The following is a 12,411-nucleotide window of genomic DNA, read 5'->3' on the forward strand; positions in this document are numbered from 1 at the left end:
GGTCAGGCGGCTACCGCCTTGAGGCTGCCTTCGAGGCGATACAGCTCAAGGGTCGGCGTGGTGTAGAACGAGCGTGAGGTGCCCCCAGTGAAATCGTCGATGTGCACGACGGTGGCGCCGTCGGCTTCCTGCCAGGAGATGGCGAACATGCCCTGGGCGATTTCCTGCCAGCTGTAACGCACCTTGCCGGTCGCGCCGGTCAGCAGGCCGGTGGTGATGGTGTACGTCAGGTGCTGCCCGTCCGTGTCATAGGCATTCAGCGCGGCGAGATCGCCGTAGCTGACCTCGAAGGTCTGGCCGGCAAAGGGGGGCAAGGCGTGATCAGCGGTCATGTCAGTGTCTCGGATAAAGATCGAAAAAGGGCGAGGTGGGCTGCAACCTGTGGCGGGGCAGCCGTGTGGACGCCAGGTGACAGGCGTTATAACGGCGTGCTGCGGCGATATCCAATGAGGCGATGTGATCGACGGATGACAGCGCCTCATCCCCTGAATGGAAGTGGCGCAGGCCGGGTGGGCCAGGCCTGCTGCCACAGGTTCTAACGCCGGTTGTTGAAACCGTCGGCCAACGCCTTCAGACCGTCGTCATAAATGCCCTGAAACAGTTTCGTCGCTTCGGCGTCGCTGACCCCCGCCGGGGTGAAGCTGCCGGACCATTCCACGCGAGAAGCCTTGCCGCCACCCGCGTCCTTGACCTGCAGAGTCGAGTAGTAATTCGTGACCGGGAACGGCGCCTGCAGAATTGCGTAACTGTAACTGCGTGCCTTTTCATCGAACGCCATCAGACGCTCGATGATCGCCTCGCCGCTGGGGTTGGCCAGGCTGCGCACCCGACCGCCTTCGCTGACTTCGCTTTTGGGGATATAGGGCAGCCAGTCGGGTAGCGAATCGAAGCCGCCGATCAGTTGCCAGACCACGTCAGGGGAAATCGGCAACTCAACGAATGATGATGCTTGAGCCATGATCGTTCTCCTGTTCAGCGGTCGATGGGCAGCGGCGCTTGCGGGTCAACGAGGTTTTCCGCACGCAGGTCTTTCCAGAATCCGTCCGGGATCACTTCTTTCAAGGCTGCGTGGTCTTCGGCGATACGGGCGGGACGGCTGGCACCGGGAATGACCGAGACCACCGCCGGATGGGCCAGCACAAATTGCAGACCGGCAGCCTTGACCGACACGCCATGCCGCTCGGCCAGGCCATGGATGCGTTTGACCCGTTCGAGGATTTCCGGCGGTGCTTTCTGGTATTCGAAGTGCGAACCGCCGACCAACACCCCCGAGCTGTACGGGCCGCCGTCGACGATCTGCACGCCCTTGGCCACCGCCGCCGGCATCAGCCGTTGCAGCGCGCTCTTGTGATCGAGCAAGGTGTAACGGCCGGCGAGCAGCATGCCGTCCGGTTTGCATTCCTCAAGGCCCAGTGTCAGCTCCACCGGCTCGATGCGGTTCACGCCCAGCCCCCAGCCCTTGATCACCCCTTCGTTGCGCAAACGGTCGAGGGCGCGAAAGGCGCCGGTGCGGGCAATGTCGAACTGGGTGACCCAGGCATCGCCGTGAAAGTCCTGGGCGATGTCATGAATCCAGACGAAATCGATGCGGTCGATGCCCATGCGCTTGCAGCTGTCCTCGATCGACTTCAGCGTGCCGACTTCCGAATAGTCGTAGAGGATGCGGTTCTTGCGACCGAACTCGAACAGGCCGCCTTTTTCACCGAAATCAGGCGTGCCGGTTTCCAGCTCATCGAGAATGATCCGCCCGACCTTGGTGCTCAGCACGTACTGGTCGCGGGGGTATTGCGCCAGGGCCTTGCCGAGCCGGATCTCCGACAGCCCGGCACCGTAGAACGGCGCAGTGTCGAAGTAGCGCGTGCCCTGATCCCAGGCCGCGTGCACGGTGGCGATGGCTTCGTCCTCGGGAATGTTGCGGAACATGTTGCCCAGCGGCGCGGCGCCAAATCCCAGCGGGCCGTTCGGCAGGTACTGTTTGATGCTCATCGTGGGGTTCTCCGTCAGAGGGTAGACCGGTTGAGTGAATTCGCTCCCGTCATGTGAGCGGTGCGCCGCAGCGTCATGCGGGCCGCCGAGGGGATGTATCGAACCTACGCCCGGTCGTTCGGTGCTGCGCGTCAAGGGTGGTTAATTCTGGTAAAGCCTCACCGGGACGAATGGCGCTCGTCAGGAAGGGCGGCGGTGAGACGCCGGGCAGGCGGTGATTTTCCGTTGCGAGGGCGCGCAAGTGTCTGTTCCGCCCGTGCCAAAGTGCTGCGTTCACCGGCCTTCACAAGTTTTGACTGTGCAGAACCGCTGCGGGGACGCCGCCTCGCCGCACATGGCCTATCTTTTCTGGCGGACCATTCACGGGCTTTGCCCCGCCATCCGAAGGCAGCGCCAACGCGATGAACACAATAGGCAGGCTGGTATCTCTGGTAAGCCGTCGGACCCTGCGAGCGGAGGGCCATGTCTTTGCCGTGACCCCCGAACGCATGGCGATTTCAGAAGGGATGCATGCGGCCATCGCCATGGCGCCGATGCTCTGGGCCGCTGCGGTGCTGGGCCGGCCGGGGATCGCCTTTGGCGCGGTGGCGGCGTTCTGGAGTTGCCTGTGCGACCCGCAAGGTTCCCGCGCGCTGCGGTTGAAGACGATGATCAGATTCACCGCCATGGGCGCCGTGGTCATGCCGCTGGCGTCCTATGCAGCCTACTGGGGCCATGTCGTCGGTTTGCTGACCCTGTTCGTACTGGTTTTCCTCTGCGGGCTGACACGCTCCTATCAGGCCTCGCTCGGCCCCATGCCCGCGCAGGCGGGGCTGATCGCTTCGCTGGCCGTGGTGATCGGCAGCGCCTGGCCGCAACCGCTCCCCGGTGCGCTGGAAAACGCCGGCTATTTCTTGCTCGGCTCGGGGTGGGCGATGTTGTTTTGCGTATTCCTCTGGCCGGTGCCGTTTCCGCAGTCGGCGTCCTGGGCACTGTCCACCATCTTCGGGCGACTGGAGGACATGGCGGATTTTCTGGGGACACTGGACCCTCGGCCAGGCATGGATCAGCAGGGCTGGGCCGAGTTCGACACGGTCTATCGCCGCGGCGTGCGCATGTCCATCGAACGCGGTAGGGCGCTGGCGGCCCACGATGTGCGCAGTGCCCCTGACCTGGGGCCGGGCATCGATGCTGCGGGCAGAGTGTTTTCGGCCTTGATTGCGATAGGGCATGCCCGGCGTCAGGCGGCGGTCGTCATCGACGAGACGTCGCGGCAACTGCTGGTGGACCTGCGCGGCCTGCTGCACGGGCTGGCGAACCAGGCCGAACAGGAGCAGCCGATTGCCGACACCCTGCAGTTGCAGGCTCAGGCGTTGTTGCGCCAGGCGGCTGCGCGCAGCGATCAGACGGCAAGCGCCACGGCGTTTGCCGCCCGGGCCATCGTCCGCTTCGCCAAACGCTCATACACGGTGTCGGCAGCCACCGAAGCACCTGCGCTCGTCGCCACGGTCGGCGGCAAGATCGAGCCCCTGGTGTTGCGCCACGCGCTGCGGGTTGCGCTCGCCTCGACGATTGCGTTCATGCTCGGGACCTGGCTGAACGTCACCTTTGCCTATTGGGGTGCGATTGCGGCCATCGTCGTGACCCAGCCGGTTTCCGCCAATACCTGGCTGCGGGTGCTGGAGCGCGCCTGCGGCAGTTTCATCGGCGGCATCATCGCCGCCATCTTGCTGACCAGCTTGCCGGGACCGGGGGCGATGTCCGTGGCGATTCTGTTGCTGGCGACCATTACCGTGGCCCTGCGGCTGGTCAATTACGGTCTGTTCGTGGTGTTCCTGACGCCGATGTTCATGCTGCTGTCGGACTTTATCCATCCCGCAGAGGGGCTGGCCTCGGCGCGTTTCATCAACGAGTTCGTCGGTGCCTGCGTGGGGGTGGCGGCAAGCTTTCTGTTGTGGCCGCAAAAAGACAGCGATGCGCTGGGCGCAGCGGTTGCGGCGGCGATTTCCGCCAACATGGCGTTCGCGGCGGCGGTGCTGCGCGAGGATGAAGACGCTGCCGCCACCCTCGACCGCTTGCAGCGCGAAGCCGGGTTGGCCAGCTCACGGCTGGAAGTGGCGCGCGAGCGCATGCTGCTGGAGGGGCGCTGGCGCTCGGCGCGGCTGGCGCGTCTGAAGGAATTGACCGTCGCCGTACGTTCGATCTGCGGTGCAGCCGCCGTGCTCGAAGTGTTGCGCACCGGGGCGCCGGACGAGCAGGCGCGGCTCAGGGCGGATCGCTACGACGCCATGACCGCAGGACTGTTGCAGGCGTTGAAAGCCAAAGATGCCGGGCAATCGATACGCAGCGATGAGCTGCCCGCCGATGATCTGGAACTGGCGATCCGGCATTTCGTGCCGGTGTTCGATACCTGGCTCAGCGCCAGATAGCCCGTTTTGCGAAGTGAACCTTCACGATTTGCGCCGATCTGCTAAACCCATATGCAGCCATTGCGACACGTTCTCGGCGTCAATGTCGCAATTCGAACGAGTGTGATGGCTAGATAAGATCATTCAAACGTATAGTACGTCGACTTTGAGCGAGTGGCCAAAGTCAGGATATTCCACTTTTTGTGTCAGAAGCTGGAGTTTTTTGCCGAAGATTACGGCACACTCCGTCGTTTGGACGAATTTGCCCGGGCCCATTGCGATGATTCAAAACTCTGCAGTCGATGAGAAACGTTTTCGCAAGCTGTTGAGCCGCAACGTCGGTTTACCCCTAGGAGTAGGTGTCTTGAGCGCGGCGTTTTTCGTCGTGCTGATCACCTATCTGCTCTCGGCCATCCAGTGGGTGGAGCACACCGACCGGGTGATCAACAACATCAACCGTTCGTTGAAGCTGTCGGTCGACATGGAGACCGGCATGCGCGGTTACCTGCTGACCGGCGACGAGCGCTTCCTTGACCCCTATGAAGTTGCCAAGCCGAGCATCATGGCCGAACTCAAGGGCCTGGAAGATCTGGTCGGTGACAACCCGGAGCAGGTCGACCGCTTCAAGCGCCTGGCGGCCATGCAGCAATCCTGGAACGAATTCGCCGAAGAGATGATCAGCCTGCGGCGCAACAATCAGGATTACACCACGGCGGTGAAGGCCCGACGCGGCAAGCGCCTGACCGATGAAATCCGTGACCAATACGATCAGGCCGCGGCGGTCGAGCACCAGTTGCGCCTGGCCCGTAATGCCGATGTCACCCACACCACCATCGTTTCGGTGTCGCTGTACATCCTCTTCATTCTGCTCGTCAGCGGCATTCTGGCCTGGGTCGGCCGCCGCGACATGACCACACTGTCGAACACCTACGCCGCCAACCTCAAGGCCCAGCAGGAAGACGCCGAGCGTCTGGCCCATGTCGCCTGGCTGCGCAACGGTCAAAGCGCACTGGCCGAGCAGGTGCTCGGTCAGCTGACCCTGAACCTGCTGGGGCGCAACATTCTGCAGTTCCTCGCGCAGTACCTGGGCGCGGTGGTGGCAGCGGTCTACGTGCGCCAGGAGCACGGCGGTCTGGTGCGGGTGGCCTCTTACGGTTTCTCCCGCCAGCAGGAGTTGCAGGAACAGTCGATCCACGGCGGTGAAGGCATGGTCGGCAAGGCCGCCGAGCAGGGTCGCACCGTCACCCTGGACGACGTACCGCCGGATTACTTCAAGGTCACGTCCGGCCTCGGCGACGGCTCGCCGCGCAGCGTGGTGATCGTGCCCACCAGCGATGACGAGCGAGTCAACGGCGTCGTTGAACTGGGTTTCCTGCGCGAGCTGACCCCGCGTGACATCGAGTTCCTCGAGCTGGTGGCCGGCAACATGGGCACCTCCATCGAGGCGGCGCGTTACCGCCAGCGTTTGCAGGAAGTGCTGGCGGAAACCCAGCAACTCAACGAAGAACTGCAGGTGCAGCAGGAAGAGCTGCGCACCGCCAACGAAGAGTTGGAAGAGCAGTCGCGGATTCTCAAGGAATCCCAGGCGCATCTGGAAACCCAGCAGGTCGAGCTGGAACAGACCAACGAGCAACTGGCCGAGCAGAGCAAGGCGCTGGCCGAACAGCGTGACGCGCTGGATCGCAACAACGAAGAGCTGAGCATCGCGCAGGTCGAATTGCAGGCCCGTGCCGACGAGTTGCAGCGCTCGAGCAAATACAAGTCCGAATTCCTCGCCAACATGTCCCACGAACTGCGCACCCCGCTGAACAGTTCGTTGATCCTGGCCAAATTGCTGGCCGAGAACCCGCACGACAATCTCACCGAAGAGCAGGTGACGTTCGCCGAGTCGATCTATTCGGCCGGCAACGACCTGCTCAACCTGATCAACGACATTCTCGACATCGCCAAGGTCGAGGCCGGCAAGCTGGACGTGCGTCCGGAAACCGCCAGCATCAACCGTCTGGTCGACAGCCTGCGCATGACCTTCGAGCCGCTGGCCAACGACAAGCATCTGCAATTCTCCGTGGAGATTCAGCCGGGCACGCCGGTGTCGCTGTACACCGACCGCCAGCGTCTGGAGCAGGTGCTGAAAAACCTGCTGTCGAACGCGGTCAAGTTCACCGAAACCGGCGCGGTCAGCCTCTCCGTGTCGCAGCAGCCGGGCGGCGGTATCGCCTTTGCCGTGCGCGACTCGGGCATCGGCATCGCTTTCGAACAACAACAGAGCATCTTTGAAGCCTTCCATCAGGCCGACGGCACCACCGCGCGGCGTTACGGCGGCACCGGTCTGGGACTGTCGATTTCCCGTGATCTGGCCCATCTGTTGGGCGGGTCGATCGCGGTCAGCAGCGAACTGGGGCACGGCAGTATTTTCACCCTGGTCATGCCGGAACTTTACGTGGAGCAGGCGCCGTCCACGACGAGCGATGCGCCAGTGGCGGCGTCCGTGGTGCCGCCATCGACCCCGGCGTCGAGCGGTCACGTCGCGGCCCCGGCCGTGGTGACCGAGGTGGTGGAGCGCTTCGCCGACGACCGCGACAAAGGGCCGTTCAGCAAACGCTGCATTCTGGTGATCGAGGACGAAGTGCGCTTCGCCCAGATCCTCTACGATCTGGCCCACGAGCTGGGTTACCACTGCCTGGTGGCGCACGCTGCCGACGAAGGTTTCGATCTGGCCGCCAGCTTCATGCCCGACGCGATCCTGCTGGACATGCGCCTGCCGGACCACTCCGGTCTGACCGTGCTGCAGCGTCTCAAGGAAATGCCGGCCACCCGGCACATTCCGGTGCACGTCATTTCCGTCGAAGACCGTCAGGAAGCCGCCCTGCAAATGGGTGCCATCGGTTACGCGGTCAAGCCGACCACCCGTGAAGAGCTCAAGGACGTGTTCGCCCGTCTGGAAGCCAAGCTCACGCAGAAGGTCAAGCGCATCCTGCTGGTCGAGGACGACGCCCTGCAACGCGACAGCATCGCCCGCCTGATCGGCGACGACGACATCGAGATCACCGCCGTCGGCTTCGCCCAGGACGCCCTGGAGCTGCTGCGCGAGAACGCTTACGACTGCATGATCATCGACCTCAAACTGCCGGACATGCTCGGCAACGACCTGCTCAAGCGCATGTCCACCGACGAGATCTGCTCGTTCCCGCCGGTCATCGTCTACACCGGGCGCAACCTCACCCGCGAAGAAGAAGCCGAGCTGCTCAAGTACTCGCGCACCATCATCATTAAGGGCGCACGCTCGCCGGAGCGACTGCTCGATGAAGTGACGCTGTTCCTGCACAAGGTCGAGTCGCAGCTGTCCAACGAGCGGCAGAAAATGCTCAAGACCGCGCGCAGCCGCGACCGCGTGTTCGAAGGTCGCAAGATCCTGGTGGTCGATGACGACGTGCGCAATATCTTCGCCCTGACCAGCGCGCTGGAGCACAAGGGCGCGCTGGTGGAGATCGGTCGCAACGGTCTGGAAGCCATCGACAAGCTCAACACCGTCGACGACATCGACCTGGTGCTGATGGACGTGATGATGCCGGAAATGGACGGCTTCGAAGCCACCATGCAGATCCGCAAGGACCCGCGCTGGCGCAAGCTGCCGATCATTGCCGTGACCGCCAAGGCCATGAAAGACGACCAGGAGCGTTGTCTGCAGGCCGGCTCCAACGATTACCTGGCCAAACCCATCGACCTCGATCGCCTGTTCTCGCTGATTCGTGTGTGGTTGCCAAAAATGGAACGTATCTGAATGGATCGGATCAATTGACCACGCTCGTAGAAAGACCAGGTTTTGCCGATGCCCCATGAGAGAAACGCCGAGATCGAACTGCGCCTGCTGATCGAGGCGATCTATCTGAAATACAGCTACGACTTTCGTGATTACTCCGGCGCGTCGGTGAAACGACGCGTCCATCACGCATTGCGTCAGTTCGAGCTGAAGACCATTTCCGCGCTACAGGAAAAAGTCCTGCATGACCCGTCGGCGTTCATGCAGCTGCTGCAGTTCCTGACGATTCCGGTCAGCGAGATGTTTCGCGACCCGGCGCATTTCCTCGCCGTGCGCCAGGAAGTGGTGCCGCTGCTCAAGACCTATCCGTCGCTGAAAGTCTGGATCGCCGGTTGCAGCACGGGTGAGGAGGTCTATTCGATGGCCATCCTGCTGCGCGAGGAAGGCTTGCTGGAGCGCACCATCATCTACGCCACGGACATCAACCCGCATTCACTGGAGAAGGCCAAGCAAGGCATCTTCTCCATGGAAAACGTCCGCGCCTACAACGAGAACTACCTCAAGGCCGGCGGGCGCCGCGACTTCAGCGACTACTACACGGCGGCCTACGATTACGCGATTTTCGACAAGACCCTGCGCGAGAACGTGACCTTCGCCGACCACAGCCTGGCGACCGACAGCGTGTTCTCCGAAACACAGTTGATCTCATGTCGCAATGTGCTGATCTACTTCAACAAGAAGCTGCAGGACAGAACGTTCGGCCTGTTTCACGAGTCGCTCAGCCATCGCGGTTTTCTGGTGCTGGGCAGCAAGGAAACGCTGGAGTTCTCCAGCTACAAGGAGCAATTCGAGCCTTTCGTCAAACAAGAGCGAATCTTTCGGAAATCATGAGAACGTCCTTTTCCGCTGCTGATCCGGATTCGCCGGCGCTGCCGGTGGTCGACGCCATCGTGATTGGCGCGTCCGCCGGCGGGGTCGAAGCGCTGCTGCAGATCTTCCGCCCGTTGCGGCGCGGTTTTCGCCTGCCGATCATCACCGTGCTGCACCTGCCGGACGAGCGCCGCAGCCAGCTGGCCGATGTGTTCAGCGCGCACCTGTTGATCCCGGTCAAGGAGGCGGATGACAAGGAAAGCATCGTGCCCGGCACGCTGTATTTCGCCGCACCCGGTTATCACCTGTCCGTGGAGACGGATTTCAGCCTGTCGCTGAGCCAGGAAGAGCGAGTGTTCTACTCGCGCCCCAGCATCGACATCCTCTTTGAATCCGCCGCCGACGCCTATGACGCCAGGCTCGCCGGCTTTCTGCTGACCGGTGCCAACAACGATGGTGCGCAAGGATTGGCACGAATCAGGGAGTACGGTGGTCTTACCGTAATCCAGGACCCGGCGCGGGCATTGGCGCGAACCATGCCCGAAGCAGCGCTGGCCCTGCAGACACCGGACTTTCTCTTGCCTTTGCCCGACATCGGCGCCTTGCTGGTCGAGCTGGAACGAATTGCATGCTGAGTGAAATCAAGACCAAACTGCTGATCGTCGACGATCTGCCGGAAAACCTGCTGGCCCTGGAAGCGCTGATCAAGCGTGAAGACCGTGAGGTGTACCGGGCGTTGTCCGCCGACGAGGCGTTGTCGCTGTTGCTGGAGCATGAGTTCGCCCTGGCGATTCTCGACGTGCAGATGCCTGGCATGGATGGCTTTGAACTGGCCGAGTTGATGCGTGGCACGGAAAAGACCAAGAGCATCCCCATCGTCTTCGTCACCGCTGCCGGGCGCGAGCTGAACTACGCCTTCAAGGGCTATGAGAGCGGCGCGGTGGACTTTCTCTACAAGCCGCTGGATATCCACGCGGTGAAGAGCAAGGTCAACGTGTTCGTCGACCTCTATCGCCAGCGCAAGGTCCTGCGTCAGCAACTGGAAGAGCTGGAACGCAGCCGCCAGGAACAGGAGGCGCTGCTGCGCGAGCTGAAGTCGACGCAGAACGAACTGGAACACGCGATCCGCATGCGCGACGACTTCATGTCGATCGTCTCCCACGAAGTCCGCACGCCGCTCAACGGCCTGATCCTGGAAACCCAGCTGCGCAAGCTGCACCTGGCCAAGGACAACATGTCGGCGTTCACCCTCGACAAGCTCAAGGCCATGGTCGACCGCGACGAGCGACAGATCCAGAGCCTGATCCGCCTGATAGAAGACATGCTCGACGTGTCACGCATCCGCACCGGCAAACTGTCGATCCGCCCCAGCCCGTTCGACCTCGCCGAGCTGGTGGTCAATCTGGTGGAAAGCTATTCGGCGCAGGTCGCCGCCGCCGAGAGCGTGGTGACGCTGCATGCCGGCACGCAGGTGATCGGCGTCTGGGACGAGTTCCGTATCGAACAAGTGGTCGCCAACCTGCTCACCAACGCACTGCGTTATGGCGCCCGCAAACCCATCGATGTGCGGGTCTACAGCGAGGGCGATCAGGCACGGGTGGAAGTGTCCGACCGGGGCATCGGCATCAGCCCGGACAATCAGAAGCGCATCTTTCAGCAGTTCGAACGGGTTTCGGCCAGCCATGTGGTGTCGGGGCTTGGATTGGGGCTGTTCATCTCGGAGCAGATCGTCGTGGCGCACGGTGGCAGCATCACCGTGGAAAGCGCTGAAGGGCAGGGCTCGACCTTCCGTGTCAGCCTGCCGCTGCACAGCTGACGCCGCTGTTGGCGCGGCGATGACCACCGGCCCGAATATGTGAATATTTGCGCAACCTCCAGCGCGGGCCATGGTCGTAAAGGCAGCTATTTATAAGATCGAAGGCGTTCCAATGAGCTCTGATGCAGAAAATGTCGTCCTCATCGTCGAAGACGAACCGTTGATCCTGATGCTGCTGGCCGACTATCTGTCAGGTGAGGGTTATCGGGTACTTCAGGCGGAAAACGGTGAGCAGGCATTCGAAATCCTCGCCACCAAACCGCACCTGGATCTGATGATCACCGACTATCGCCTGCCCGGCGGGGTGTCGGGGGTGCAGATCGCCGAGCCGGCGGTGAAGCTGCGGCCGGAGTTGAAGGTGATTTTTATCAGCGGTTATCCGGCGGAGATCGTCGAATCCGGCAGCCCTATCGCGCGCAAGGCGCCGATCCTTGCCAAGCCGTTCACGATGGAAAGTCTGCAGACGCAGATTCAGAGTTTGTTGCACTGAGGGGGCGTGGTTGGGCGTGTTGACGCCAGGTATCTCTGGATGGACGCGACCCTTGTGTAGGAGCTGGCTTGCCCTGCGACCGGCGACGAAGTCGTCGTAAAATCTGTGCACTCGGTTTGTCTGGTCTTGCGCTGTAGCTGCTAACGCAGCTGGTTTCGCCTGACGGCGAGTTACTTGGAAAAGCCCCAAGTAACCAAGGGCTTCTTTCCCCACCATACGGTGCCTCGCCACAGGCTCGGCATACCCGCACTCCGGCAATGCTCCGTGGGCCCGCCGCGAATGGGCCATCCATGGCCCACGCGGCTCTCGCGGCATCCATGCCGCTCGACCCACTGCGCATCGCCTGCGTTCGGCCTTCTGGGACGGGGCCCCAAGATCAAAATCAAAAGCCCTGTGTCCGACTTGCCGACGTTGGCGTTTTCGGGATCGCTGCCGCCGGCAAGCCGGACTGCTACGGGTGGTTTTGCGCTGTACCTGTAGGAGCTGGCTTGCCCTGCGACCGGCGACGGAGTCGTCGTAAAACCTGTGCCTGCGGTGTGTCTGGCCTGGCGCTTTAGCTGCTAACGCAGCTTGGTTTCGCCTGACGGCGAGTTACTTGGAAAAGCCCCAAGTAACCAAGGGCTTCTTACCCCGCCATACGGTGCCTCGCCATAGGCTCGGCATACCCTCACTCCGGCAATGCTCCGTGGGCACGCCGCGAAAGGGCCATCCATGGCCCACGCGGCTCTCGCGACATCCTGTCGCTCGACCCACTGCGCATCGCCTGCGTTCGGCCTTCTGGAACGGGGCCCCAAGATCAAAAACAGATCAAAAGCCAGGTCAAAAGCTGGCACTGCCGCGGATAGTTTGGCGTTGTACCTGTAGGAGCGCGCTTGCCCGCGATGGCGGTGTGTCAAACGACACGATGTAGGCAGGACTGACGCTATCGTCCGAATGCGGCCCAGACCAAGCGCACTCCTACGGATGTGTGGACGCCAAGCAAGGTTGAGGTCACTACAGATCAATGTGGGAGGGAGCCAACTGTCTTAAGCCTCCCACCCGACTAACGGCTGGCAGGCGAGTCTTGCCATGGTTTTCCATCCCGAACCATGGCGTTCAGCCT

9 protein-coding genes are annotated in these 12,411 nt (G+C 62.2%); 6 read left to right on the plus strand and 3 right to left on the minus strand.

The features are described from left to right. Positions 1–2: 2 nt before the first annotated feature. The 3 genes from ACIPL0_RS16000 to ACIPL0_RS16010 all read right to left on the minus strand — a co-directional run bounded on the left by ACIPL0_RS16000 (position 3) and on the right by ACIPL0_RS16010 (position 1,986). On the minus strand, positions 3–332 hold the full coding sequence (locus ACIPL0_RS16000; protein WP_400602944.1) for a MoaF-related domain-containing protein: 330 nt from the start codon (positions 330–332) through the stop codon (positions 3–5). Between the two features lie 203 nt (positions 333–535). Next, the gene (locus ACIPL0_RS16005; protein ID WP_400602943.1) at positions 536–958 is read right to left on the minus strand and encodes an SRPBCC family protein; all 423 of its coding nucleotides are present in this window, start codon (positions 956–958) and stop codon (positions 536–538) included. A 14-nt stretch (positions 959–972) separates the two neighbouring features. Then, on the minus strand, positions 973–1,986 hold the full coding sequence (locus ACIPL0_RS16010) for an aldo/keto reductase (RefSeq protein WP_400602942.1): 1,014 nt from the start codon (positions 1,984–1,986) through the stop codon (positions 973–975). A 488-nt stretch (positions 1,987–2,474) separates the two neighbouring features. Here ACIPL0_RS16010 and ACIPL0_RS16015 point away from each other — a divergent pair, with 488 nt between their 5' ends. The 6 genes from ACIPL0_RS16015 (at position 2,475) to ACIPL0_RS16040 (ending at position 11,309) form a co-directional block, all read left to right on the plus strand. After that, on the plus strand, positions 2,475–4,394 hold the full coding sequence (locus ACIPL0_RS16015; protein ID WP_400602941.1) for an FUSC family protein: 1,920 nt from the start codon (positions 2,475–2,477) through the stop codon (positions 4,392–4,394). Positions 4,395–4,653: 259 nt separating this feature from the next. Beyond that, positions 4,654–8,154: a response regulator gene (locus ACIPL0_RS16020; protein ID WP_400602940.1), complete on the plus strand. Its 3,501-nt coding sequence runs from the start codon at positions 4,654–4,656 to the stop codon at positions 8,152–8,154. 48 nt (positions 8,155–8,202) lie between these two features. Then, positions 8,203–9,024 (plus strand): CheR family methyltransferase, encoded by an 822-nt coding sequence (locus tag ACIPL0_RS16025; protein WP_400602939.1) that lies wholly within the window; start codon positions 8,203–8,205, stop codon positions 9,022–9,024. Further along, entirely contained in the window at positions 9,021–9,638 is a 618-nt protein-coding gene (locus ACIPL0_RS16030) for a chemotaxis protein CheB (RefSeq protein ID WP_400602938.1), read from the plus strand. The genes ACIPL0_RS16025 and ACIPL0_RS16030 overlap by 4 nt, the downstream gene beginning before the upstream one ends. Next, entirely contained in the window at positions 9,632–10,819 is a 1,188-nt protein-coding gene (locus ACIPL0_RS16035) for an ATP-binding protein (RefSeq protein WP_400602937.1), read from the plus strand. The genes ACIPL0_RS16030 and ACIPL0_RS16035 overlap by 7 nt, the downstream gene beginning before the upstream one ends. Before the next feature lie 112 nt (positions 10,820–10,931). Then, on the plus strand, positions 10,932–11,309 hold the full coding sequence (locus ACIPL0_RS16040; protein WP_400602936.1) for a response regulator: 378 nt from the start codon (positions 10,932–10,934) through the stop codon (positions 11,307–11,309). The last annotated feature ends 1,102 nt before the right edge of the window (positions 11,310–12,411 follow it).

It is taken from the genome of Pseudomonas sp. NPDC090208 (assembly GCF_044746785.1).
In the GTDB taxonomy this organism is placed as follows: domain Bacteria; phylum Pseudomonadota; class Gammaproteobacteria; order Pseudomonadales; family Pseudomonadaceae; genus Aquipseudomonas.